The sequence below is a fragment of the Vogesella perlucida genome (genome assembly GCF_979366545.1).
This window is the reverse complement of record NZ_CEETRO010000005.1, coordinates 114,250-136,552: the sequence shown is the minus strand read 5'-3', so window position 1 is coordinate 136,552 and position 22,303 is coordinate 114,250. Positions and strand designations below refer to the sequence as shown.

At 66.3% G+C, this 22,303-nt stretch carries 26 protein-coding genes; 9 read left to right on the top strand and 17 right to left on the bottom strand.

What is annotated here, in order from left to right; genetic code table 11:
* Nucleotides 1-122 precede the first annotated feature (122 nt).
* The 3 genes from hemL to ACZ9XP_RS09095 all read right to left on the bottom strand — a co-directional run bounded on the left by hemL (nt 123) and on the right by ACZ9XP_RS09095 (nt 2,774).
* Entirely contained in the window at nt 123-1,400 is a 1,278-nt protein-coding gene (hemL, locus tag ACZ9XP_RS09105; RefSeq protein WP_147686405.1) for a glutamate-1-semialdehyde 2,1-aminomutase, read from the bottom strand.
* A gap of 530 nt (nt 1,401-1,930) precedes the next feature.
* Complete coding sequence (locus ACZ9XP_RS09100) at nt 1,931-2,263, bottom strand: thioredoxin family protein (protein WP_147686407.1); 333 nt, start codon at nt 2,261-2,263, stop codon at nt 1,931-1,933.
* A gap of 100 nt (nt 2,264-2,363) precedes the next feature.
* A complete protein-coding gene (locus ACZ9XP_RS09095; RefSeq protein ID WP_147686410.1) occupies nt 2,364-2,774 on the bottom strand; it encodes an EamA family transporter in 411 nt (136 codons plus the stop codon).
* Nucleotides 2,775-2,875: 101 nt separating this feature from the next.
* On the opposite strand from ACZ9XP_RS09095, the gene ACZ9XP_RS09090 reads away from it, so the two are divergent.
* Nucleotides 2,876-3,760 (top strand): LysR substrate-binding domain-containing protein, encoded by an 885-nt coding sequence (locus ACZ9XP_RS09090; protein ID WP_147686412.1) that lies wholly within the window; start codon nt 2,876-2,878, stop codon nt 3,758-3,760.
* Nucleotides 3,761-3,806: 46 nt separating this feature from the next.
* Here ACZ9XP_RS09090 and ACZ9XP_RS09085 read toward each other — a convergent pair whose 3' ends face one another.
* From ACZ9XP_RS09085 to ACZ9XP_RS09060, 6 genes are read right to left on the bottom strand one after another with little or no spacing between them, the layout of a single operon-like run.
* Nucleotides 3,807-4,268 (bottom strand): CYTH domain-containing protein, encoded by a 462-nt coding sequence (locus tag ACZ9XP_RS09085; protein ID WP_147686414.1) that lies wholly within the window; start codon nt 4,266-4,268, stop codon nt 3,807-3,809.
* Complete coding sequence (locus ACZ9XP_RS09080; RefSeq protein WP_147686416.1) at nt 4,252-4,662, bottom strand: DVU_2496 family lipoprotein; 411 nt, start codon at nt 4,660-4,662, stop codon at nt 4,252-4,254. Before ACZ9XP_RS09080 ends, ACZ9XP_RS09085 begins: the two co-directional genes overlap by 17 nt.
* Nucleotides 4,662-5,078: a CopD family protein gene (locus ACZ9XP_RS09075; protein WP_147686418.1), complete on the bottom strand. Its 417-nt coding sequence runs from the start codon at nt 5,076-5,078 to the stop codon at nt 4,662-4,664. Before ACZ9XP_RS09075 ends, ACZ9XP_RS09080 begins: the two co-directional genes overlap by 1 nt.
* A 2-nt stretch (nt 5,079-5,080) precedes the next feature.
* Nucleotides 5,081-5,431: an MmcQ/YjbR family DNA-binding protein gene (locus tag ACZ9XP_RS09070; RefSeq protein WP_465188303.1), complete on the bottom strand. Its 351-nt coding sequence runs from the start codon at nt 5,429-5,431 to the stop codon at nt 5,081-5,083.
* Between the two features lie 13 nt (nt 5,432-5,444).
* Entirely contained in the window at nt 5,445-6,254 is an 810-nt protein-coding gene (locus tag ACZ9XP_RS09065; RefSeq protein WP_147686422.1) for a M48 family metallopeptidase, read from the bottom strand.
* 29 nt (nt 6,255-6,283) lie between these two features.
* On the bottom strand, nt 6,284-6,448 hold the full coding sequence (locus ACZ9XP_RS09060) for a rubredoxin (RefSeq protein WP_026107757.1): 165 nt from the start codon (nt 6,446-6,448) through the stop codon (nt 6,284-6,286).
* Between the two features lie 112 nt (nt 6,449-6,560).
* Here ACZ9XP_RS09060 and thiD point away from each other — a divergent pair, with 112 nt between their 5' ends.
* Nucleotides 6,561-7,415, top strand: a complete 855-nt coding sequence (thiD, locus tag ACZ9XP_RS09055; RefSeq protein ID WP_147686424.1) for a bifunctional hydroxymethylpyrimidine kinase/phosphomethylpyrimidine kinase — start codon at nt 6,561-6,563, stop codon at nt 7,413-7,415.
* The gene (gene thiE / locus ACZ9XP_RS09050) at nt 7,412-8,020 is read left to right on the top strand and encodes a thiamine phosphate synthase (RefSeq protein WP_147686426.1); all 609 of its coding nucleotides are present in this window, start codon (nt 7,412-7,414) and stop codon (nt 8,018-8,020) included. The genes thiD and thiE overlap by 4 nt, the downstream gene beginning before the upstream one ends.
* 29 nt (nt 8,021-8,049) lie before the next feature.
* On the opposite strand, the gene ACZ9XP_RS09045 is transcribed toward thiE, so the two are convergent.
* From ACZ9XP_RS09045 to ACZ9XP_RS09030, 4 genes are all read right to left on the bottom strand, one after another.
* Nucleotides 8,050-8,841, bottom strand: coding sequence for a DinB family protein (locus tag ACZ9XP_RS09045; protein WP_147686428.1), 792 nt, complete (start codon nt 8,839-8,841; stop codon nt 8,050-8,052).
* A gap of 117 nt (nt 8,842-8,958) precedes the next feature.
* Nucleotides 8,959-10,236 (bottom strand): DASH family cryptochrome, encoded by a 1,278-nt coding sequence (locus tag ACZ9XP_RS09040; RefSeq protein ID WP_147686430.1) that lies wholly within the window; start codon nt 10,234-10,236, stop codon nt 8,959-8,961.
* Complete coding sequence (locus tag ACZ9XP_RS09035) at nt 10,233-10,382, bottom strand: DUF2256 domain-containing protein (RefSeq protein WP_017507755.1); 150 nt, start codon at nt 10,380-10,382, stop codon at nt 10,233-10,235. The genes ACZ9XP_RS09040 and ACZ9XP_RS09035 overlap by 4 nt, the downstream gene beginning before the upstream one ends.
* 42 nt (nt 10,383-10,424) lie before the next feature.
* A complete protein-coding gene (locus tag ACZ9XP_RS09030) occupies nt 10,425-11,363 on the bottom strand; it encodes a LysR substrate-binding domain-containing protein (protein ID WP_147686433.1) in 939 nt (312 codons plus the stop codon).
* A gap of 121 nt (nt 11,364-11,484) precedes the next feature.
* Between ACZ9XP_RS09030 and ACZ9XP_RS09025 the strand changes: the two genes are divergently transcribed.
* Nucleotides 11,485-12,087 carry an FMN-dependent NADH-azoreductase gene (locus tag ACZ9XP_RS09025; RefSeq protein WP_147686435.1) on the top strand — a complete coding sequence of 201 codons (603 nt, stop codon included), beginning with the start codon at nt 11,485-11,487 and terminating at the stop codon, nt 12,085-12,087.
* A gap of 88 nt (nt 12,088-12,175) precedes the next feature.
* Here ACZ9XP_RS09025 and ACZ9XP_RS09020 read toward each other — a convergent pair whose 3' ends face one another.
* The 3 genes from ACZ9XP_RS09020 to ACZ9XP_RS09010 form a co-directional block, all read right to left on the bottom strand.
* The gene (locus ACZ9XP_RS09020; RefSeq protein ID WP_147686437.1) at nt 12,176-13,708 is read right to left on the bottom strand and encodes a cryptochrome/photolyase family protein; all 1,533 of its coding nucleotides are present in this window, start codon (nt 13,706-13,708) and stop codon (nt 12,176-12,178) included.
* On the bottom strand, nt 13,705-14,451 hold the full coding sequence (locus tag ACZ9XP_RS09015; protein WP_147686440.1) for an SDR family oxidoreductase: 747 nt from the start codon (nt 14,449-14,451) through the stop codon (nt 13,705-13,707). The genes ACZ9XP_RS09020 and ACZ9XP_RS09015 overlap by 4 nt, the downstream gene beginning before the upstream one ends.
* A gap of 159 nt (nt 14,452-14,610) precedes the next feature.
* Nucleotides 14,611-16,122, bottom strand: a complete 1,512-nt coding sequence (locus ACZ9XP_RS09010; RefSeq protein ID WP_170253687.1) for a diguanylate cyclase — start codon at nt 16,120-16,122, stop codon at nt 14,611-14,613.
* Between the two features lie 323 nt (nt 16,123-16,445).
* Between ACZ9XP_RS09010 and ACZ9XP_RS09005 the strand changes: the two genes are divergently transcribed.
* From ACZ9XP_RS09005 to ACZ9XP_RS08985, 5 genes are read left to right on the top strand one after another with little or no spacing between them, the layout of a single operon-like run.
* Nucleotides 16,446-17,879, top strand: a complete 1,434-nt coding sequence (locus ACZ9XP_RS09005; RefSeq protein ID WP_147686444.1) for a circularly permuted type 2 ATP-grasp protein — start codon at nt 16,446-16,448, stop codon at nt 17,877-17,879.
* Nucleotides 17,876-18,799 (top strand): alpha-E domain-containing protein, encoded by a 924-nt coding sequence (locus ACZ9XP_RS09000; RefSeq protein ID WP_147686446.1) that lies wholly within the window; start codon nt 17,876-17,878, stop codon nt 18,797-18,799. The genes ACZ9XP_RS09005 and ACZ9XP_RS09000 overlap by 4 nt, the downstream gene beginning before the upstream one ends.
* Nucleotides 18,796-19,317, top strand: coding sequence for an arsinothricin resistance N-acetyltransferase ArsN1 family B (locus ACZ9XP_RS08995; RefSeq protein ID WP_147686448.1), 522 nt, complete (start codon nt 18,796-18,798; stop codon nt 19,315-19,317). The genes ACZ9XP_RS09000 and ACZ9XP_RS08995 overlap by 4 nt, the downstream gene beginning before the upstream one ends.
* Complete coding sequence (locus ACZ9XP_RS08990; protein ID WP_147686450.1) at nt 19,314-20,108, top strand: transglutaminase-like domain-containing protein; 795 nt, start codon at nt 19,314-19,316, stop codon at nt 20,106-20,108. Before ACZ9XP_RS08995 ends, ACZ9XP_RS08990 begins: the two co-directional genes overlap by 4 nt.
* The gene (locus ACZ9XP_RS08985; protein WP_147686452.1) at nt 20,105-20,854 is read left to right on the top strand and encodes a proteasome-type protease; all 750 of its coding nucleotides are present in this window, start codon (nt 20,105-20,107) and stop codon (nt 20,852-20,854) included. Before ACZ9XP_RS08990 ends, ACZ9XP_RS08985 begins: the two co-directional genes overlap by 4 nt.
* A 91-nt stretch (nt 20,855-20,945) precedes the next feature.
* Here ACZ9XP_RS08985 and purT read toward each other — a convergent pair whose 3' ends face one another.
* A complete protein-coding gene (gene purT / locus ACZ9XP_RS08980; protein WP_465188302.1) occupies nt 20,946-22,148 on the bottom strand; it encodes a formate-dependent phosphoribosylglycinamide formyltransferase in 1,203 nt (400 codons plus the stop codon).
* Nucleotides 22,149-22,303 lie beyond the last annotated feature (155 nt).

Sequence of the window (22,303 nt, the reverse complement as noted above, 5' to 3'; positions counted from 1 at the left end):
CCCGTAATACTACGGCAAGCGCGGGCGGCCTGCCACGGCCAATGCGCGGTGCAGCAAAACAGACACCCCGCGCTGAGACAGGGCGGGGTGTCTGGGTACGACGCTTGAGCGCAGGGCCGCGATCAGATACGTGCCAAGGCGCGGGCGGCGGCGGCGATGGTGTCGTCGATCAGGGCATCGGTGTGCGCAATCGAGGTAAAGCCGGCTTCGTAAGCGGACGGTGCCAGGTACACGCCTTCTTCCAGCATGGCGTGGAAAAACGCCTTGAAGCGCGGGATATCGCACTGCGTGGCTTCGGCATAGCTGGTGGGCACACGGTCGCTAAAGTAAAAGCCGAACATGCCGCCCACGCTGTCGGTGGTCATCGGCACGCCCGCGGCGCGGGCGGCGTCGGCCAGGCCTGCGGCCAACCTGGCGCTACGCTGGCCCAAGGTGTCGTGGAAACCCGGCTGCTGGATCAGGCGCAGCGTGGCCAGACCCGCAGCCACCGACAGCGGGTTACCCGACAGCGTACCGGCCTGGTACACATTACCCAGCGGGGCGATTTTGGCCATGATGTCGGCGCGGCCGCCAAATGCCGCCAGCGGCATGCCGCCGCCCACTACCTTGCCCAGGGTGGTGAGGTCCGGGGTAATGCCGTGCAGGCCTTGCGCGCACTGCAGGCCCACGCGGAAGCCGGTCATCACCTCGTCGTAAATCAGCACCGCGCCGTGCTGCTCGGTGAGGCTGCGCAGCGCCTGCACAAACTCAGCCGACGGCTTGATCAGGTTCATATTGCCGGCGATCGGCTCCAGGATCACGCAGGCAATCTTGTCGCCCAGCTCCTTGAAGGTGTCGGCCAGCTGCTGCACGTCGTTGTACTGCAGCACCAGCGTGTGCTTGGTGCAGTCGGCCGGTACGCCGCCGGACGACGGGTTGCCAAAGGTCAGCAGGCCGGAGCCGGCTTTGACCAGGAGGCTGTCAGAGTGGCCGTGGTAGCAGCCTTCGAATTTCACGATCAGGTCGCGGCCGGTAAAGCCACGCGCCAGGCGGATGGCGCTCATGGTGGCTTCGGTACCCGAGCTGACCAGGCGCACCTGCTGTACCGACGGCAGCAGCTTGCAGATTTCCTCGGCGATCTCGATCTCGCCTTCAGTCGGCGCGCCAAAAGACAGGCCGCCCACGGCCGCATCCTGCACTGCCTTCACCACCTCGGGGTGGGCGTGGCCCAGGATGGCCGGGCCCCAGCTGCCCACGTAGTCCAGGTACTGCTTGTCGTCGGCGTCCCAGAAGTAGGCCCCTTCGGCGCGCTTCACAAAGCGCGGGGTACCGCCTACCTGACCAAAGGCACGCACCGGCGAGTTCACGCCGCCGGGGATTACCTGCTTGCCACGTTCAAACAGCTCGAGATTGCGGGACATCGTATTCCTTTCTGGCGGCGTCACACGCCGCACGGGCTAATGGGGCATCGGGCAGCGCACGCTACCCGGCAAAATCCTGTCGGTCAGGATACGGCAACGTCGCGGCGCAGACGTTGACCTGTATCCAGCCGCCGCAGCACAGTCCTGGCCATGGCGGCGCCGCGCCCTGCAACGGGCGTCTGTGTTAGAGCCTGTTCAAGGTCTTTTAGCGACAGCGCTGGCCTGGCAAAGGGTCAGATGCCAGGCGGACGCTGCCGGCCTTGGTCATTCCAAGGCCAAGGCGGCCAACGCCGCAGATGGCGGTTTGCCAGGCCAGCCCTGCGGGGCCGGTGGCTACCGGCGCATCGCGGTGTCGAAGCGCCCTGGCAGTGAATGACACTGCGGCGGGCACTTCTCCTGGCGCTGCATCCGGTAGTCACTGGCCGCTGCCGTGAAAAGACTTTGAACAGGCTCTTAGGGCAGGATTGTCCGGCAAATCGGCGCGCAAGGCCACCACCGGGCAGAAACGCAGCGTTCGGTGCGCTAGCGGCCTAGCCCGCGGCGGGCAGCAAGGCCAGCAGCGGCACCAGCTCGGCGCTGGAGGTTGGCTGTACCACGCGGCCCAGCTCTACGCCACCGTGCAGCAGGATCAGCGTGGGCCACAGCTTGACGCGAAAAGTACGCCCCAGGCGGCGCCCGGCACCGTCTTCCACCTTGATGTGTTGCCACTGCGGCGCCTGTTGCACCAGCTGTTCGATAGCCGGCTGTGCCGCCTGGCAATGCGGGCACCAGCCCGCGCCAAACTCCAGCAAAACAGGGCCGGGCAGGGCGTCCAGCGCAGCGCGCTCGGGGGCATCGGGGGAATAGGTGGCGAGATAAGGCATGGTAGGGCTCCAGCAAAGGGGACTGCCGACAAGGTAGCGCAGGGGCAGCGGCAATGCACGCCTGCACACTCTGCGGCCAACCCTGCCGCAAGGCTGCGGCCTACTTCTGCAACATCAGCCACAAGCCGGTCAGGCTCAGCCCGGCACCGGCCAGCCGTGGCCAGGACAGGGTTTCGCGAAACAGCCAGTAACCCAGCGGCAGCAATAGCAAGGTACTCAGCGCCGTGCTGCTCAGCCCGGCCACGCCCATACTGCCGCCCGCACGGTAAGCCAGCAGGAAACCCAGCTCGATACCGAGAATGCCCAGCGCCACGCCGGCGCTGCTCCAGTCCAGCGCGCCCAGCTGGCGGCTGCCGGCCACAAAAGGCAGCGCCACCAGGCACACCAGCATGGCCAGGCCATAGCTGATGGCCAGCGTCAAGAAAGGGTTGATCCCGGCCGGGATCTGCTTGATGGACAGGTGGTAAACAATCGAGCCGGCAACGGCCAGCAACAGGGCAGCCAGATACATGGTGCGCTCCAGTAGGGGGGATGATGGCCCATGCTAGCGGCCAACCCTGGCTATAGGTAGACTGCCTTTTTCGAGCACAATCATAAGCAAGGCTTATAACCATGGACCTCGACACCAGCCTGCTGCGCAGCTTTGTCAGCATCGTGAACCACGGCAGCATCAACCGCGCCGCGCAACAGCTAAACAAGACCCAGCCGGCGCTGAGCTTGCAGCTACGCAAGCTGGAACAGCTGCTGGGCAATAGCCTGCTACAGCGCAGCACACGCGGCGTGGTGCTGACCGCCGCCGGCGAGCGCCTGCTGCCGCACGCCCGCCGCCTGCTGGCGCTGACCGACGGCATGACCGGCCACTACACCAGCGCCGACGCCGACAGCGCGCCACTACGCATCGGCCTGCTGGAAGACCTGGCCGGCAGCTGCTTGCCGCAGGTGCTGGCCGATTTCGCCGCGCACCAGCCCGGCCTGCGGCTATCGGTGCAGCTAGGGCTGAGCAAGGGGCTGTTCCCGGCGCTGGCGCAGGGCGAGCTGGACATCATGGTGTGTACGCCATTGCCGCAGCAGCCGGCCGCGGTGGTGGCCGACGAAACCCACGGCTGCCCGCTGCACTGGTACGCCGACCGCTATTTCACGCTGCCGGACGGCGCGCTACCGCTGGTGATGTTTGCGCCGCCGTGCAGCTGGCGCGACCGCATGCTGGCGGCGCTGGACCAGGCCGGCCAGCCATGGCGCATCGTGTTTGAAAGCGCCAGCCTGCCGGCGGTACAGGCGGCGGTACGCGCGGGCCTGGGCGTGGCCGGCCTGCTGCCGGACACCGCGCCGCCAGACAGCATCGTACTGCGCCACCCGCGCCTGCCCGCGCTGGGTACCGTGCCGCTGGCGGTGTACCGGCCGCCGGGCAGCCAGCACCCGCAGGCGCGCGCGCTGGCCACGCTGTTTGGCCGCGCCCTGGCCGCCATCGGCCAACCTGTGCCTGAACAGCAGGCATGAAAAAGCCGCCAGCCCACAGGGGTGGCGGCCTGTTTGCCAAAGCCGCTTACCAGCGGCTAAACGGATTCTTTGACAGGTAGGCGTTGGTAAAGCGGCCGTCGAAGGTAACTTCTTCGCCCAGCCAGGCCGGTTTGTCGAATGCGGTGTCTTCCGACGGCAGCTCGATCTCGGCCAGCACCAGACCGGCGTTTTCACCGAAGAACTCGTCCACTTCCCATACAAAGCCGCCCATGTCGATGCGGTAGCGCAGCTTGTCCACCACCATCGGGCACATGGCGTCCATGATGGTTTGCGCCTCGGCCACCGGAATGGGGTATTCGAACTCGTGGCGGCTGATCTCGCTGATCTGGCCTTTCAGCGTGAGCCAGGCCTGATCGCCCACCACGCGCACGCGCACGGTGCGTTCTTTTTCTACCGACAGGTAACCCTGCCGGTAGCGCACGCCCTCGGCCAGGCCACGCCAGGCCTCACCGTTCACGCGGTAACGGCGTTCAATTTCCACTGCCATGGGATTCCTCTTTCTTGATGGGGCGGGCCGGGGCTTTCAGGCGCCAGTCGGCCTCGCGGTAAGGGTAGACGTCTTGCGGCCAACGGGCGTCCAGCCGGTACACATGCCAGGGCTGGCCTGGCTGCAGGCGGCCGCCTTTGAGCGCGTCGCTGTAGTCGCTACGCGCTGCCAGCACGCTGCAGTAAGCCTTGGTGCCGGGGTAGTGGCCGTCGCTGGCGCGCTGCAAGCCGGGGGGGACCTGGCCGGGCAGCAGCTTGCCGGGCAGGGCGGCGGTAGTGGCGGCCGGGGTATCGCCCCAGTCAGTGCCGGACAGCACAAACACGCCGTCGGTACAGTCGTCGCGCTGGCAGCCGGCCAGCAGGGTGGCCAGTATTACGGGAAGCAGCAGTTTCATCAGAACGGTTTCACGATCACAAGAATCAGCACCGCCAGCAGCACCAGCACCGGCAGCTCGTTAAAGAAGCGGAACCACACGTGGCTGCGCGTGTTTTGCCGGGCGATAAAATCGCGCTGCAGCTTGAAGCAGTAGCCGTGATAGGCAATCAGGCCGGCCACCAGCGCAAGCTTGGCGTGCAGCCAGCCACCGCTTACGCCGTAGCCCAGCCACAGCACCAGGCCCAGCGCCATGGCCAGCACGCCCAGCGGGGTCATGAAACGCAGCAGCTTGTGCGACATCAGCAGCAGGCGGTCGTACTCGGCACCTGGCGCGGCCATGGCCAGGTTCACAAACAGCCGTGGCAGGTAAAACAGGCCGGCAAACCACGAGATGACAAAAAACAGGTGAAACGCCTTGATATACAAGTAGGCCATGGTCACAGTCCGTACGCGGTGCGTACTTTCTTGGGGAGTTTGGAAAGCACCAGCCGGTGCGATGCGGCCAACCCTGCCTGCAAATCGGCCAGGCTCAGCGCGGCGGTATCGCCCACGCTGATCCAGTGCGCCCGTGCCAGATAGGGGGCCGGGCGCACGCCGGGCAGGCCGGACAGCGCCAGGAAATCGGCATCGGCTACCTTGTAGGCCAGCACGTCGGCCACGAAGGTGGCAAACATCTTGCCTTCCACCTTCAGTACCGTCACGCCGTCCCACAGCAGCTCGCGGCGGGCACCGGGTAGCGCCAGCGCACAAGCTTGCAGTTCGGCCAGCCGGGCGGGGGTAAGTTTCACGTGAAACGCAGCCTTAGCGTTTGGCGGCCTGATACAGCGGCATGACTTTGGGGATCAGACGCTGCAGCTCGCCAATACGCGCGTCGCCCGACGGGTGGGTCGACATGAAGCTCGGGCCGCTGTCGCCACCGGCTTGCTTCATCTTTTGCCACAGCGATACCGAGGCTTGCGGGTTGTAGCCGGCACGCGCCATCAGCTCCAGGCCAATGGTGTCGGCTTCGGTTTCCATCACGCGGCTATGCGGTTTGGACAGCGCCACGTCGGTCGCCAGTGCGGCCAACTGCATGGACGTCTGCGACAGCCCGGCCAGCTGGCCCACGATATTCAGGCCGGCCTGCTTGGCGTAGGCCTCGCTCATGCCTTCGCGGCTGTGTTCGCGCAGGGCGTGGGCAATCTCGTGACCAATCACCGTGGCCAGCTCGTCGTCGGTGGTTTTCAGCTTATCGATGAGGCCGGTGTACACCATGATCTTGCCACCGGCCATGCAGTAGGCGTTCAGCTCGTCCACGCTGGCCACGTTTACCTCCCACTGCCATTTCATGGCGTCCAGGCGGAAGGCACCTACCTGGCGGATCAGACGGTCGGAAATGGCGCGCACACGGCGCGTGGTCGCCGCATTGGCGTTCAGTGCACCAGCCTGTTTGGCCTTGGCCAGCTCCTGGCTATAGGCCAGGGCAGACTGCTGGTCTACCTCTTGCGACGACAGCAGCACGAACTGTTTGCGCTTGACGCCTACCTCGCCGCTGGAAGTAGTGTTGACACAGCCTGCCAGCGTAGCAGCCAGAAGCAGGGCGGTAGCGGTGCGGGTAGCCAGCTTGTTCATGGTGGTTTGCCTTTCAGCTTGCAGAGGGCTCAGAAAGCCATCATTTCAAAGTCGTCCTTGCGGGCGTCACAATCGGGGCAGGTCCAGTTCATGGGCACGTCTTCCCACTTGGTACCCGGCGCGATACCGTCTTCGGGGCGGCCTGCCGCTTCGTCGTAGATAAAGCCGCAGATCAGACACATCCAGGTTTGCATAGCGTTAGCCTTTGAAAGAGTAATATGAAGTCATGGGGGCGCGTTACAATCGCCGCGCGGCACACCGCATTGCCCCTATTGTAAATCCAGCTGCGAGAAAAGAGGTCAAGCCTTGAGCCCTGACAACCCGCTCCCCCCCATCGTGCTGACCCTGGCCGGGTCTGACCCTACCGGTGGCGCCGGCATCCAGGCCGATATCCTTACCCTGGCCAGCATGGGCTGCCACCCTTTATCGGTGATTACCGCCATTACCGTGCAGGATACGCGCGGGGTGCAGGATTTCATGGTCATCGACGACGAATGGGTGCTGGACCAGGCCCGCGCCGTGCTGGAAGACATGCCGGTAGCGGCGTTCAAGGTGGGCATGATAGGCAGCATCGACAACGCTGTGGCCATTGCCGAGCTGGCCAGCGACTACCCCGACATCCCGCTGATCTACGACCCGGTACTGGCCAGCGGCCGTGGCGACGAGCTATCGCGCGAGGAGCTGATCCACGTCCTGCGCGACGTGCTGCTGCCGCAAGTTACCGTGCTCACGCCCAATAGCGTGGAAGCCCGCCGGCTGGCGGCCAACGATGACGAAGACGAAGAAAGCCTCAGCATTGCCGACTGCGCCAAGCGCCTGACCCGCCTGGGCTGCGACTACGTGTTCATCACCGGCACCCACGAAGCCACGCGCGACGTGGAAAACCGCCTGTACGACCTGGCCGGCGAGATTCGCGCCGACACCTGGCCACGGCTGAACGGCAGCTTCCACGGCTCTGGCTGCACGCTGGCCTCGGCCATTGCCGGCCTGGTGGCACGCGGCCTGGCCGTGCCCGAGGCGGTAAAAGAAGCACAGGATTTCACCTGGCAGGCGCTGCGCTACGGCTTTCGCCCCGGCATGGGCCAGTACATTCCCGATCGCCTGTTCTGGGCCAACGACGATGCCAGCGAAGACGATAACAAGGACACCGAGACACCATGATCCGCGGCCTGTACGCCATTACCCCCGATACCGACAACAGCGAACAGCTGATCGAGCAAGTCAGCGCCGCGCTGGACGGCGGCGCACGCATCCTGCAGTACCGTAACAAAGGCAGCGACGCCGTGCGCCGCCTGTGGCAAGCCAATATCCTGAAAAGCCTGGCGCAAAGCCGCGGCGCGCTGTTTATCGTGAACGACGACGTCGCCCTGGCAGAAGCCATCCGCGCCGACGGCGTGCACCTGGGGCGCGACGACGACGCCATCGCCGCCGCCCGCGCCCGCCTGGGCGACGGTGCCATCATCGGCGCCAGCTGCTACAACAGCCTGGACCTGGCACGCAGCGCCGTGGCCGCCGGTGCCAGCTACGTGGCCTTTGGTGCCGTGTTTGCATCGGGCACCAAGCCCGGTGCCGTGCACGCGCCGCTCTCGCTGTTTGCCGACGCCGCCAGCCTGGGCGTACCGCGCGTGGCCATCGGCGGCATCACCACCGACAACGCCGGCCAGGTCGTGGCGGCCGGTGCCGACGCCATCGCCGTGATCGGCGGCCTGTTCGACGGCGACGGCATCGCCGAACGCGCCGCTACCCTGGCCACACTGTACGCCTGAACGGATGCGGCCAACGTTGGCCGCACGCCTCACACCGCCACGCCGTCCAGCGCCAGCAGCAGCTCGTCGATTTCCAGCAAGTGCGTCGCGTCGTGGTCGGCCATGTCGGCCACCAGCTCGGCCAGCGTCAACCGGCGCTGGCCTTCCCACACCGCCACCCGTGCCTGCTCCGCTTCGCCGCAGGTGCGCAGCTGCGCCAGCAGCGCGGTCCGTGCCTCGGAAAAGCCGGCCAGCGCGGCGGCAAAGTCCTGTTGCTGATAGCCGCGCTGCTGCGCCCATTCGCTACCGTTCACACCGTGCAGCTCGGCCAGCGGGCTGGCCAGCATGGCGTGGATGCGCGGCAGAAACGCGTCGCGGTCCAGATCGCGCAGGTGGCAGGCGTGCTCCAGCGCGCTAAAGGCCGTGCCGGCCGGGCGTTCGCTACGCCGCGCCGCCGGTATCGCCGCCAGCTTGTCGGCCACGCGCTGCGGCATGGCGGCCAGCTCGGCCAGCAGGGTGGCAAAGTCGCGCGCCACCGGCAGCGGCGACCACACCGCGCCATAGCTAAAGTAGCCGCCAGGCACGCGGCCACGCGGCCGCAGCAGCGCGTGGCCGTGGCGGCGCATCACCTCGCCCACCATGGCGCCGCAGAACTGGCGCGCGCTCTGGTCGGCGTCCAGCTCGGGAAAGCAGCGCTGCAGCGTGTGCACGATGGCGGTGACTGCGGGCAGGCCGGCACGCGACAACGCGGCGTATTCGGTGTAGCGCTGCGGGTGGTCGATCAGCGCCTCCAGCTGGCGGCCTAGTGCGGTCTGGCGGAACTGGTCAAAGCGGTTGTGCATAACAGTCCTTTAAGTAACGTATCGTTTTGATACATTACTTTCAGTACCGCCATTACCGCAAGCAGCCCGCTGGCGGGTTGTGGTTTTATTGCCAGCGCCCAGGGTTGGCCGCAGCGGCTAGCGTTTGCCCCATAGCCGGCGATAGGCGCCGTCGGCGTCGTAGTCGGCGGCTTGCTTATCGGGGTTGAAGCGGCGGCTGCCGCGCGGGTCGGTGCCGCGCCCGGCCAGGTACAGCCAGTTGCCCTGGTTGCTGTACACGTCGTAATCCACCAGCTGCGCTTCGAACCACGCTGCGCCGGCACGCCAATCGCCCCCCAGGTCATGAATCAGATAACTGGCCACGTTCTGGCGCAGGCGGTTGGACAGATAGCCGCTTGCGGCCAGCTCGCGCATGCCGGCATCGATAAAAGCATGGCCGGTGCGGCCTTCGCACCAGCGCGCAAACGCCTCGGCCGCCATCGGCGCGGGCGGCAGGCCGTGCAGGCCGCCGCCCCGGTACAGCCGGGCGCCGTACTGCCGATGCAGCAGGCGGAAGTAATCGCGCCACAGCAGCTCGAACCACAGCCAGTAGCTGCCGTCGCTGGTGCCGTGCTGCGCCTCGTAGCCCTGCAGCGCGGCGTACAGCGTGCGCGCCGACACACTGCCCAGTGCCAACCACAGCGACCACTTGCTGGAGTAATCCTGCCCGATCAGGCCGTTGCGGGTGGCTTTGTAAGTGCGCGGCAGGTCACGCGCCAGGTATTGCTGCAGATGCGCCAGGCCAGCCGCCTCGCCAGCGTGCGCTGCGGGCTGGTGCCAAGGCAGGCTGCTGCGCGGGTCGGGCTCAGCGGCAACGTACGGCAGCGGCTGCCAGTCCACGCCGGCAGGTGGCGGTGGCAGCTGGGCCGGTGCGGCCAACGGTGCCGGCGGGCGTACCGCGGCGGCCTCCACCCGCTGGCGGAAGACGGTAAAGCTGGCCGGCAGCGCGTCGGGGGCAAACGGCAGGCGGGCCGGGTCCAGCAGCGTGCTCTGCCACACGGTGTCTACCGTTAGCCCGGCCTGGCGCAAGGCGGCCACCTGCGCTTGCTCCTCGGGCGCGGCGATGTCCTCGGCCACGATGCGCTGCACGCCATGGCGCGCCAAGAGCGGCGGCAACACCTGCTGCGGCGCGCCGTGCAGCACCAGCAGGCGGCTGCCGCGTGCTTGCAAGGCGGCGTCCAGCGCGGCGAGGGCGTCGGCGCGCACCCGCTGCCGCGCCGGTGACAGGCGGGCAAACGGCCACGGCGAGTGCGGCTGCCAGCTGTCGTCGAGGCATACCACCGGCAGCAGGGTGTCGGCCTGCGCCAGCGCCTGGCATAGCGCCGGGTTGTCGCCCAGGCGCAGGTCGTGGCGGAACCAGTACGCTACGGCGCTCATGACGCGCTCCGGCGCGTGTGGCGGCAGCGGTCGGAGCAGTACTTCACCTCGTCCCACACCGCCTGCCATTTTTTGCGCCAGCTAAACGGGCGGCCGCAGGCGGCGCACACCTTGCTGGGCAGGTCAGCTTTCTTGCGCATTTTCATGCTTGCTCTCCTTGCAACGGTAGTAGCGCCGTGATCGCGGACTCAGCCGGGCAGCGGCAGGCCGTGCCCTTCGCAGCGCGCCAGCTGTGGCGGCAGCGCCTCCACCAGAAAATCGATAAAACAACGCACCGCCGGTATCAGGTGGCGGCGCCCGGTAAACGCGGCGTGCAGGATGCCGTCCGGTGTGCGGTAGCCGGGCAGCACGCGTTGCAGGCGGCCGTCGGCCAGCGCGTCGTGGCACACCATCAGCGGCAGCAGTGCCACGCCGCAGCTGGCGATGGCGGCTTCACGCAGCACCAGCAGGTCGTCGGTCATCAGCCGCGGCTCGGCGATGTCCAGCCGGGTGAGCTGGCCGACTTCGTCCAACAGCGGCCACTCGCCACGGCCGTCGGGGCGGCTCATCACCAGCGCCGGCCAGGCGGTAAGGGCGGCCGGGTGTTGCGGCCAACCCTGCGCCGCAATCAGCGCCGGGCTGGCCACCAGCGCGCTCTCGCTTTGCGCCAGCGGGCGCGCCACGATGCTCGCGCTGTCTTCCAGCCGCTGCCGCACGCGCAGTGCCACGTCGATGCCGTCGTTGATCAGGTCCACGCGGCGGCCGGTCACTTCCAGCGTGATGCGTACCTGCGGGTAACGCGCCATGAAAGCTGGCAGCAGCGGCGCCAGCAGTGTCTTGGCCAGCAGCTCCGGGCAGCTCACGCGCACCAGGCCACGCGGCTCGGCGGTGTGGCGGGCGATGGTTTCTTCGGCCGCCTCGGCCTCGGCCAGCATGGCCTGGCAGTGGCGGTAGTACTGCGCGCCCACGTCGGTGAGCGCCAGCCGCCGTGTGGTGCGCTGTAGCAGGCGCACGCCGATGCGCGCTTCCAGCTCGGCCACGCGGCGTGACAGCCGCGACTTGGGCACACCCAGCTGGCGGCTGGCGGCGTTGAAGCCGCCGTGCTCGACTACCTTGGCAAAAAACAACAAATCGTTCAGGTCTCGCATCACATTGTCTCGCCAGTGGAACAATGAATCCGATTCTAGCCATCTAGTGCGTGATTGGTAGCAGATTTACAGTACACCCATCGCCGCAGCGTGCGGCACACACCCCAAACGGAGCCGCACCATGAACATCCTGCACCTCGATTCCAGCATCCTCGCCACCAACTCGGTATCCCGCGGCCTGACCCAGGCACTGGTTAACACCCTGACCGCCCGCCACGCCGGCGCGCAGGTAACCTACCACGACCTGGCCGCCAACGAGATTCCGCACCTGTCCGGCGAAATCCTGGGTGCCGCCTTTACCGACAAAGCCGACTGGAGCGCACTGCAACAAGCGGAAGCTGCCCGCAGCGACGCACTGATCGCCGAATTCCTGGCCGCCGACGTGCTGGTGATCGGCGCTCCGATGTACAACTTTGGCGTACCGTCGCAGCTGAAAGCGTGGATCGACCGCGTGGCCGTGGCCGGCCGCACCTTCAAGTACACCGAAACCGGCCCGGTTGGCCTGGCCGGTGGCAAGAAGGTGTACGTGGTGTCGGCCCGTGGTGGCGTGTACAGCAACGAACAAGGCCAGCAAATGGACTTCCAGGAAGACTACCTGAAGACCGTACTGGGCTTCCTGGGCATTACCGACGTGTCCTTCGTGCGCGCTGAAGGCGTGGCCATGGGCCCGGACGCCAAGGCTGCTGCCCTGGCCGCCGCCGAAGCCGCCATCGCTGCTGCTTAAGCATTTTGCGCTAACCGACACGGCCGCCCCTGGCAACAGGGCGCGGCCGTGTTGTTTTGTGCAGGCGGCCAACGGGGCGGGGCGCACGCTACCAGTCCAGGCTGAGCTGGCCGGGCGTGGCCGGCGGCTGGCGGCGGCCACGCGCCTCACCGCGCTTGCGCGAGCCATGCCGCGTCACGATGGCGGCTTTGCCGGCGCGTACTTCTGGCCGGCCACGCAGCGCAAACAGCCGCGCCTTGGCCTCGCGGGTGGCGGCTTCCACGTCCACCAGCGGCTGCGGAATATCGCGGCCAACCTCTACGCCACAGCGCGCCTGGATATCGGGCGGCATGCGCCACGGCTCGAACAGCCACACATCGGGCACGCGGCGCAGCGGCGGCAGCCATTGCCGCACAAAGCGGCCGTGCGGGTCGTGCTCGCGCGCCTGCTTCAGCGGGTTGTAGATGCGCGGCACATTGATGCCGGTGGTGCCGGACTGCATCTGCAGCTGGCTCCAGTGAATGCCCGGTTCGTAATCGACAAACTGCTGCGCCAGCCACAGCCCCACCGGCCGCCAGTGCAGCCACAGCGGGTAGGCCGCCACCGACACCAGCATGGCGCGCATGCGAAAGTTCAGCCAGCCGGTGTGGCGCAGCATGGCGATGCAGGCATCCACCAGCGGCCAGCCGGTGCGCCCGTCGCGCCAGGCGGCAAAGCGCGCCTCGTCCCAGTCGTTTTCACGCAGGCCGTCGTAGCCGCGGTGCAGGTTGCGCCATTCCAGTGCCGGCTCGCTTTCCAGCTTCTGGATGAAATGGCAGTGCCAGTACAGGCGGCTGATAAAGGCACGGATGCCCGCCACGCGGCGGCTGGCACTGGCGTCACCGTGCAGCTGCGCCAGCATGGCGCGGCTGGCTTGTACCACCTCGCGCATCGACAAACAGCCCAGCGCCAGATACGGCGACAAACGCGAGCAGGCGCTGGGCGCCGACAGCGGCGACGAGATGCCGCCACGGTACTGCGCGGCGCGATCCAGCAGGAAATCCTCCAGCACCGCCAGCGCCGCCGTGCGGCCACCGGGCTGCCGGCCAGGCGCGTCGCCGTCGCCCAAACCCAGTGCCGCCGCACCCGGCAGGTGCACGGGTGGCCAACTGAGCGCCACTTGCTGCAGCGGCGGTACCGGCAGCAGCGGGGCGGCCATCAAGGCTTCCCACTGCGGCTGCCAGTGGTCGCGGTTCAGGCCGCCACGCACCACGCCAAACTGTGGCCACTCGCGCCAGTGCACACGGTTGGCCGCACACCAGCGCGCCACGGCGATGTCGCGGCGGTAGGTCCAGTCGTTACCGGTTTCCTCGTGGGCAAACAGCGCGTCGAACGGCGCTTGCGCGTACAACTGGGTCAGCACTTGGGCCATGTCACCCACCGCCACGTACAGCCGCAGGCCGCGCTCGCGCAGCTGCGCAGCCAGGTCGTGCAGGCTTTCGCGCAGAAAATGATATTGCCGCGCCGAGGCGTCCGGCTGCTGCCACAGCCCCGGCTCTACCACGTACAGGCATAGCACGGGGCCGCGCGCGGCGGCCGCGCATAGCGGGGCGTGGTCGGCCAGGCGCAGATCGCGCTTGAACCAGACAACGCTATAGCTCATGCCTTGGGCAGGGGGTGAATCACGCTGTGGCCGCCGTCTACACCGATACTCTGGCCGGTCATCCAGCCGGCCTCGGGCGACAGCAGAAAAGCGATCAGCGCGGCGGTATCGTCACCCTGGCCCACGCGCTGCATCGGGTTGGCCTGCGCGTTGCGGGCGATGGCTTCCGGCGTGCCGGTGAGCCGTGCCGACAGCGCGGATACCGTCAGCCCCGGGTGCACGCAGTTCACGCGGATACCACGGTCGGCGTAGCTGGCGGCGGTGCTTTGTGCCAGTGCCGCCACGGCTGCCTTGGCGCTGGCGATGGCCTCGTGGTTGGGAAAGCCGGCCTGCGCCACCAGCGAGCCCACCAGCACCGCGCTGGCGGGCTGCTTGTGCTTGAGCGCCGCAGCCACAAAAGCCTTGAGCACGTGTACGGCGCTCAGCCAGTTGTGCTGCATCAGCTGCCAGGCGTCGTCTTCGGCTGTCAGATGCAAGGGGCGGATCAGCGTGCTGCCTACGCAGTGGGCCAGGCCGGTCAGCGCCACGCCGTCTGCGGCCAACCCTGCCACCGTGTCGCGCACGGCGGCTGCATCCAGCGTATCCAGCGGCCGCAACAGCACCTCGCCGGGCAGGCTGGCAGCCAGCGCCGCCAGCTCGGGCTCGCGCCGGGCGCTCAATACCAGACGGTGGCCGGGCGATAGCCGCCGAGCCAGCGCGCTGCCGATCGCGCCGCTGGCGCCGGTAATCCAGAAGGTGTGCATGGCCGTGACCTATATGATTTGTCCAATACAAATCATATACAGAAATGCCAAGAATCGATATGGCAGCCTGAACAAAGCAGCACTTATTTCCGGCGCTAACCCCGTGCGATAGTTGGCCGCCAACAGCAGGGCAGGGCCAAGCTGGCCGCAGGCCTTGATCTAAGGCTGGTACTGCCGCCAGGTGTGCCGCCCGGCTGCCTTGGCCTGGTATAGCGCATCGTCCGCCTGCTGCAGCAAGTTATCCTCGCTATCGCTCACCCCCTGGCTGAAAGTGATGCCGGCGGAAAAGCTCAGCCCGCTTAGCTGGCCGTCGGGCACCGCAATACTGCTGGCAGCAAACGCAGCCTGCACGCCGCGCAGCAAAGCATCGACCTGCTCCGTAGGGTAACCGCGCAGTAGCAGCAAGAACTCCTCGCCACCGTAGCGCACCACCGCGTCGGCAGGGCGTACCGCCGCCAGCAGCAGGGCAGCAAAATGCCGCAGCACCGCGTCACCGGTGGCGTGGCCATGCTGGTCGTTTACCCGCTTGAAATGGTCCAGGTCCAGCAGCACCACACACAGCTGCGGGCCGGCGGTTTGTGCCGACAGCAGCAAGGCTGGCAAACGCTGATGCAGGTAACGGCGGTTGTGCAGGCCGGTGAGCGGGTCGCGCAGGGCCTGCTCGCGCAGCTGCGCTTGCAGCAGCTCGACTTCGCGAATGCGGGCTGCCAGCTCCTGGTTGAGCTGGTGCAAAGCATTACGCGCCACCTCGGCCTCGCCCTGGCGGCGCAGGGCCAGATCCCGCTCGTAGGCCACCCGCTCGGCGGCCTGGCGTAGCTGCAACGTGCGCTGGGTAAAAAAGCGGTAACCCAGAAACACCATGGCGAACAACAACACGGACATGACCCAGTACACCGACATGGCCGAATCACGATACAGCATGGCACGCTGCTGCCACTGCTGCGCACTACTACCGGGCAAGGCCATGACACTGCGGTCTGCCAGCATGAACGACAACCACAAAAAGGCAATGACCCCCGCCAGCGACAACAGCGCCACCAGCCACGCCCAACGCTGGTCCATGGCGGGCGCCTGGCCAAAATGGGGCCAGTGTTGCTGGCGCCAGCGCATCACCCGTGGCGCCAGTAGCAACAGCAATGGCGCGCACGTCACCACGGTCTGCAGAAAGTTACCGGCCCACCAGCCCTGCCAGGCCTGAAACGCCCCCAGCGCAGACAAGTCGTTGTAGTAGCTCCAGATAAACGAGCCGGTGGCACTGGCAATGCCGGAAATGAAACTGATGGTGATGAAAAACATCAGCGCGGGCAGGGTGCGCGGCAGATAGCTGACCTGCACATGCTGGTAAACCTGCGCCATCACCAGCAAGCCCAGAGGGTTGGCAAAGGCAAACACCAGCGCCCAGCCCAGCGGCAAACCGGACAACATGCCCACCATGAAGGTGGTAAGGTAGGCTAGCGATGCCCCCCAGGCATAGCCGATACACAACACCCACAGCGTACTGATCGTCAGCGGCGGATAAATGCTCAGCACAAAAGACAGCTCACCGGCGTGTACCTGAAAGCCATACCAGCCACCATCAAGCTGCACCACGCCCAGCCACAGGCTGGCCACGAGCGAGAGCAGCCAAGCCGATACCAGCTGCCAGCGGGGGCGGCCAGCGGCCTCGCTCAACACAGCCAGCGGTAGCGGCTGGTAACACCCTGCGGCGGCCGTAACTGACGGGGGCAGGGTGGGAACATCAGAAGGAGCGGGGCCCATAGGCTTAATTCGATAAGTGGACGTTCGCAATATACGACTCGCGAATATGACACGGCAAGCGCCGCCCGCCAGCCACACGACGGCCCAATCAGGGGCATATTGCACCAGCATGAAGCGCACCCCGCAAAGGGGCTTTTCCATGCGTCATTTCGGGGCAAAAGCCCCCGTACACCCCCCGCTGCGCACTGGCACAGGGCTTGCTGTTCAATACAAGACATCTACCGCAGGAGAGTGCCATGCATGCCCTGACCCTACCCGAGTCCGGCCACTACGATGAGATGCTGCTAGACAGCGGCGGCATCCGCCCGCACTACCGCGACTTTGCCCGCTGGCTGCACTCGCAGCCACCCGAAACCCTGGCGCGCAAGCGCGCCGAGGCCGACCTGATGTTCCACCGCGTGGGCATTACCTTTGCCGTGTACGGCGACGACTCCGGCGCCGAGCGGCTGATCCCGTTCGACACCGTACCGCGCATCATCCCCGCCAGCGACTGGCAAACGCTCGAAAAAGGCATGCGCCAGCGCGTTACCGCGCTGAACGCCTTCCTGCACGACATCTACCACGAACAGCACATTGTGAAAGCCGGGCTGATTCCCGCCGAGCAGGTGTTTTCCAATAGCCAGTACCAGCCGGCCATGCAGGGCCTGGACCTGCCGCACCGCATCTACGCCCATATCACCGGCGTGGACGTGATCCGCCACAGCGACGGCAACTTCTACGTGCTGGAAGACAACCTGCGCGTGCCGTCCGGCGTGTCCTACATGCTGGAAAACCGCAAAATGATGATGCGGCTGTTCCCCGAGCTGTTTGCCAGCCACGCGGTAGCGCCGGTACAGCACTACCCCACGCTGCTGCTGAACACCCTGCGCCACGCCAGCGCGGTAGATAACCCCACCGTGGTGGTCATGACCCCCGGCCACCATAACAGCGCCTATTTCGAGCACGCCTTCCTGGCGCAGCAAATGGGTGTGGAGCTGGTGGAAGGGCAAGACCTGTTCGTGAAAAACCACCGCGTCTACATGCGCACCACCGCGGGCAACAAACAGGTAGACGTGATCTACCGCCGTATCGATGACGCCTTCCTGGACCCGCTGGCCTTCCGCGGCGACAGCATGCTGGGCGTACCTGGCCTGCTATCGGTGTACCGTGCTGGCGGCGTGATCCTGGCCAATGCCATCGGCACCGGCGTCGCCGACGACAAGTCCATCTACCCCTACGTGCCGGACATGATCCGCTTTTACCTGTCCGAAGAGCCGCTGCTGCAAAACGTGCCCACCTGGATGTGCCGCCGCCCGGCCGAGCTGGACCACGTGCTGAACAACCTGCACGAGCTGGTGGTGAAAGAAGTCCACGGTGCTGGCGGCTACGGCATGCTGATCGGCCCGGCCGCCAGCAAAGCCGAGATCGAAGACTTCCGCCAGCGCATCATTGCCGACCCCAGCAACTACATTGCCCAGCCCACGCTGTGCCTGTCGTCCTGCCCCACCTTTGTGGAGTCCGGCATCGCACCGCGCCATATCGACCTGCGCCCCTTTGTGCTGTCCGGGCGTGACATCACCATGGTGGCCGGCGGCCTGACCCGAGTGGCCCTGAAAGAAGGCTCGCTGGTGGTGAATTCGTCGCAAGGCGGCGGCACCAAGGACACCTGGATTCTGGAGGACCAATCATGATGCTCTCGCGCACCGCATCCCAGTTGTACTGGATGAGCCGTTACATGGAACGCGCCGAAAACCTGGCGCGCCTCTTGGACGTGACCCACAGCCTGTCCTTGCTGCCACAATCACGCGGCGGCAGCGACATTACCGCCGCACTGGCCACCACCGGTGCGCTGGAAGCCTGCCGCGCCCGCCACCCGGATTTGCTCGCCGGCGACGTGATGCACTTCATGACCTTTGATGCGGCCAACCCTGCCAGCATCGTGAACTGCCTGAAATTTGCCCGCGAGAATGCCCACGCCGTGCGCGGCAAGATCACCGGCGAAATGTGGGAGAGCATTAACGCCAGCTGGCTGGAGGCACGCCAGATGGCACTGGAAGGCCGCCCGCTGGCCGGCTTTTTCGACTGGGTAAAAGAGCGCTCGCACCTGTTTCGCGGCACCACCTACGGCACCATCCAGCGCAACGACGCCTTCTCTTTCATCCGCCTGGGCACCTTTATGGAGCGGGCCGACAACACCGCACGGCTGATCAATGTGAAGTCGCACCTGGTAGGCAATGCCGCGGAAGACAGCGCGGCCGACTTCTACCTGTGGGGTGCGCTGCTGCGCTCACTGGGCGCCTTCGAGGCCTACCACGAGCTGTACCGCGACACCCTCAGCTCACGCCGCGTGGCCGAGCTGTTGATCCTGCGCCCCGACGTACCGCGCTCGCTGCGTGCCTGCGTGGATGAAATCGCCGAGCTGCTGCCGCGTATCAAGGGCGACACCGGCCACCGCGCCAAACGGCTGGCCGCCACCTTGCACGCCGAAATGAGCTACGGGCAGATAGACAGCATTCTGGATGACGGCCTGCACACCTACCTCACCCAGTTCCTCAACCAGATTCACGGCCTGGGCGACGCCATTCACGGTGCCTACCTGGAGGCAGCATGAGCGAGCTATGCATCCGCGAGGCCACACCGGACGACGCCGCGGCCATCTGCGCTATCTACAACCCCTACATCGAGTACACCACCATCTCGTTCGAGGAAAAACCGGTGGCGGTCAGCGATATGGCTGAACGCATCGCCAGCACCCAGGCTCAGGGCCTGCCGTGGCTGGTGGCCGAAGCCAGCGGCGACATGCTGGGCTACGCCTACGCCACGCGCTGGCGCGCCCGCCCGGCCTACCGCCACGCGGTGGAAAGCAGCATCTACATGCGCCAGGCCACCGTCGGCCAGGGCGTGGGCAAGCTGCTGTACCGCGAGCTGATCCGCCGCCTGGCCGTGCTGGGGCTGCACACCGTGATTGGCGGCGTGGCCCAGCCCAACCCCGCCAGCGACGGCCTGCACCGTGCGCTGGGCTTCCGGCAGGTCGCCCATTTCGAACAGGTTGGCCGCAAGTTCGGCCGCTGGCTGGACGTGGCCTATTGGCAACTCCCCCTTACCCGCGATCTCGTGGAGGCATCATGAAACTGACCATCGACCACGAAACGGTCTATCGCTACGACGACATCGTCAGCCATAGCACCCAGTACCTGCGCCTGACCCCCGGCAACAGCGGCCACCAGCACATCATCAGCTGGCAACTGGACCTGCCCGGCGTGGCCAGCGAGGGCGTAGACGCCTTTGGCAATATCCTGCACGTGCTGACCCTGGATACCCCGCATAGTGAAATCCGCCTGAAAGCCCGTGGTGTCGTAGAAACCAGCGATGGCTGGGCCGAGCAGCCGGAAACGCTGCCGGCGCCTGTCTTCCTGCGCGACAGCCCGCTGACCGAAGCCAGCGACGCCATCCGCGCCCTGGCGGCTGCCCACGCCGACGCCATTGCGGCCAACCCGCTGGCCGGGCTGACGGCGCTGATGCACGCGGTGGCCGACGCCATGCCCTACACCACCGACATCACCCACACCGGCACCACCGCCGCCCAGGCACTGGCACTGGGCGCCGGGGTGTGTCAGGATCACAGCCATGTCTTTATCGCGGCGTGCCGCAGCCTGGGGCTGCCGGCGCGCTATGTCAGCGGCTATCTGCTCAGCGACCGTGACACCCACGTGGCCAGCCACGCCTGGGCCGAGGTCTACGCGGCAGACAGCTGGCTGGGCTTCGATATCAGCAACCGCCAGCAGCCCGACCGCCACCACCTGAAACTGGCCGTGGGGCTGGACTACAGCGACGCCAGCCCCGTACGTGGCGTGCGCCGCGGCGGCGGCAGCGAAGCCCTGCAAACACACGCCAGGGTCTCGGAGGCCGATCAGCAATGACGTATTGTGTAGGCATGGTGCTGGACGAGGGGCTGATTTTTGCCTCCGACTCGCGTACCAACGCGGGGGTGGACCACGTGGCCACGTTTCGCAAAATGAATGTCTTCAGCTTGCCTGGCGAGCGCCAGATCGTGCTGCTGAATGCGGGTAACCTGGCCACCACACAAAGTGTGGTCAGCCTGCTGAAAAGCCGGCTGACGCACGATGCGGCCAACCTGCACACGGTAAAAAACCTGTACGAGGCCGCGGAGCTGGTGGGTGCCACCATCCGCGAAGTGCTGGCGCGCGACGGCAGCGGCTATACGCAAAGCCAGGGCGTAGACTACAGCTGCAGCTTTCTGGTGGGCGGGCAGATCCGTGGCGAAGCGCCGCGGCTGTTCCAGATCTACCCGCAGGGCAACTTTATCGAGGCCACGCCGGACACGCCGTATCTACAGATAGGCGAGGCCAAGTACGGCAAACCCATCATCGACCGCGTTATCCGCCACAACACGCCGCTGGCGCAAGCCATCAAGTGCACGCTGATCTCGTTCGACTCCACCATCCGCTCCAACCTGTCGGTAGGTCTGCCAATCGACCTGCTGTGGCAGCCGCGTGACGACTTCCGCTTTCCGCCACGCCACCGCGTGACGGAAGACGACCCGTATTTCCTGCAGCTACGCCAAGGCTGGGGCGAGGGGCTGCGCGAGGTATTCGGCCAGCTGCCGGATGCGCTGTGGTTCAAGGACGGCGACGGCCCAGATTAAACGCCTGGCCGGTACAGATACGAACAAGGGCAAGCCATACGGCTTGCCCTTGTTCATTTGGTCCGGCTACGGCCAACGTTGGCCGCAAGCATCAGCTACCGGCGACCGGCACCACCTTGCCGGCAGCCAGACGGGCGCGCTCGCGGGCGCTGTCCACGTCGTCGGCGTAGGCTACCGCCACACCCATGCGGCGGCGCTCGAAGCTTTCCGGCTTGCCGAACAGGCGGATATCCGCGCCCGGTACTGCCAGCGCTTCGGCCACGCCATCAAACGCGATACCCGCCGCTTCCAGGCGGCCATAGATCACCGCCGACGCCGCCGGGGTGCGCAGGCTCACGTCCACCGGCAGGCCCAGAATGGCGCGCGCATGCAGCTCGAACTCGCTAAAGCGCTGGCTGGCCAGCGTCACCAGGCCGGTGTCGTGCGGGCGCGGGCTGACCTCGGAAAACCACACTTTATCGCCCTTTACAAACAGCTCCACGCCAAACAGGCCACGGCCACCCAGCGCGGCAGTGACCTTGGCGGCCATCTCCTGCGCACGCTGCTGCGCCAGCGGGCTCATGGCCTGCGGCTGCCAGCTTTCCACGTAGTCGCCGCGCTGCTGCAGGTGGCCCACCGGGGCGCAGAAGTGCGTGGCCACGCCACCGTAGCCATCGTTGGCACGCACGGTCAGCAGGGTGATCTCGTAATCAAAATCGATAAAACCTTCCACGATCACCAGGCCCTTGTCCACGCGGCCTGCGCTCACGGCGTAGTCCCACGCGGCGGCCACGTCGCCAGGCCCCTTCAGCAGCGATTGCCCCTTGCCACTGGACGACATCACCGGCTTCACGAGGCAGGGGTAGCCGATACCGGCGTCGATAGCGGCCTGCAGTTCCGCCAGGCTGCTGGCAAACGCGTACGGCGAGGTGGGCAGGCCCAGTTCCTCGGCCGCCAGGCGGCGGATGCCTTCGCGGTTCATGGTGAGGTTGGCCGCACGCGCAGTGGGGATCACCTCGGCCAGGCCGTCTGCCTCGATGCGCAACAGTTCTTCAGTGGCAATGGCTTCGATTTCCGGCACCACCAGGTGCGGGCGCTCAGCCTCCACCAGTGCGCGCAGCGCGGCCGGGTCGGCCATGTTGATGACGTGGCTGCGGTGCGCCACCTGCATCGCCGGCGCGTCGGGGTAGCGGTCTACCGCGATGGTTTCCACCCCCAGCCGTTGCAGGGCAATCACCACTTCTTTGCCCAGTTCACCACTGCCCAGCAGCATGACGCGCCGTGCCGACGCAGAAAGAGGGGTACCAATACGCATGACAAGCTCCCGAAAGCCAGAATGACAGCCGGTATGGTATGCCAAACCACCCGCGCCGTGGCAGGCAGGCTGCGTATCGGCTTTGTAAACGGCTTGTTGCAGTGCGGGACAAAGTGGCGACCATGCCGCGATATGCCCGATACACACGGCTGCTT

Coding starts and splice junctions, on each gene's coding strand:
- hemL (WP_147686405.1), bottom strand. CDS start 1,400: ATGTCCCGCAATCTCGAGCTGTTTGAACGTGGCAAGCAGGTAATCCCC.
- ACZ9XP_RS09100 (WP_147686407.1), bottom strand. CDS start 2,263: ATGCCTTATCTCGCCACCTATTCCCCCGATGCCCCCGAGCGCGCTGCG.
- ACZ9XP_RS09095 (WP_147686410.1), bottom strand. CDS start 2,774: ATGTATCTGGCTGCCCTGTTGCTGGCCGTTGCCGGCTCGATTGTTTAC.
- ACZ9XP_RS09090 (WP_147686412.1), top strand. CDS start 2,876: ATGGACCTCGACACCAGCCTGCTGCGCAGCTTTGTCAGCATCGTGAAC.
- ACZ9XP_RS09085 (WP_147686414.1), bottom strand. CDS start 4,268: ATGGCAGTGGAAATTGAACGCCGTTACCGCGTGAACGGTGAGGCCTGG.
- ACZ9XP_RS09080 (WP_147686416.1), bottom strand. CDS start 4,662: ATGAAACTGCTGCTTCCCGTAATACTGGCCACCCTGCTGGCCGGCTGC.
- ACZ9XP_RS09075 (WP_147686418.1), bottom strand. CDS start 5,078: ATGGCCTACTTGTATATCAAGGCGTTTCACCTGTTTTTTGTCATCTCG.
- ACZ9XP_RS09065 (WP_147686422.1), bottom strand. CDS start 6,254: ATGAACAAGCTGGCTACCCGCACCGCTACCGCCCTGCTTCTGGCTGCT.
- ACZ9XP_RS09060 (WP_026107757.1), bottom strand. CDS start 6,448: ATGCAAACCTGGATGTGTCTGATCTGCGGCTTTATCTACGACGAAGCG.
- thiE (WP_147686426.1), top strand. CDS start 7,412: ATGATCCGCGGCCTGTACGCCATTACCCCCGATACCGACAACAGCGAA.
- ACZ9XP_RS09045 (WP_147686428.1), bottom strand. CDS start 8,841: ATGCACAACCGCTTTGACCAGTTCCGCCAGACCGCACTAGGCCGCCAG.
- ACZ9XP_RS09040 (WP_147686430.1), bottom strand. CDS start 10,236: ATGAGCGCCGTAGCGTACTGGTTCCGCCACGACCTGCGCCTGGGCGAC.
- ACZ9XP_RS09035 (WP_017507755.1), bottom strand. CDS start 10,382: ATGAAAATGCGCAAGAAAGCTGACCTGCCCAGCAAGGTGTGCGCCGCC.
- ACZ9XP_RS09030 (WP_147686433.1), bottom strand. CDS start 11,363: ATGCGAGACCTGAACGATTTGTTGTTTTTTGCCAAGGTAGTCGAGCAC.
- ACZ9XP_RS09025 (WP_147686435.1), top strand. CDS start 11,485: ATGAACATCCTGCACCTCGATTCCAGCATCCTCGCCACCAACTCGGTA.
- ACZ9XP_RS09020 (WP_147686437.1), bottom strand. CDS start 13,708: ATGAGCTATAGCGTTGTCTGGTTCAAGCGCGATCTGCGCCTGGCCGAC.
- ACZ9XP_RS09015 (WP_147686440.1), bottom strand. CDS start 14,451: ATGCACACCTTCTGGATTACCGGCGCCAGCGGCGCGATCGGCAGCGCG.
- ACZ9XP_RS09005 (WP_147686444.1), top strand. CDS start 16,446: ATGCATGCCCTGACCCTACCCGAGTCCGGCCACTACGATGAGATGCTG.
- ACZ9XP_RS09000 (WP_147686446.1), top strand. CDS start 17,876: ATGATGCTCTCGCGCACCGCATCCCAGTTGTACTGGATGAGCCGTTAC.
- ACZ9XP_RS08995 (WP_147686448.1), top strand. CDS start 18,796: ATGAGCGAGCTATGCATCCGCGAGGCCACACCGGACGACGCCGCGGCC.
- ACZ9XP_RS08990 (WP_147686450.1), top strand. CDS start 19,314: ATGAAACTGACCATCGACCACGAAACGGTCTATCGCTACGACGACATC.
- ACZ9XP_RS08985 (WP_147686452.1), top strand. CDS start 20,105: ATGACGTATTGTGTAGGCATGGTGCTGGACGAGGGGCTGATTTTTGCC.
- purT (WP_465188302.1), bottom strand. CDS start 22,148: ATGCGTATTGGTACCCCTCTTTCTGCGTCGGCACGGCGCGTCATGCTG.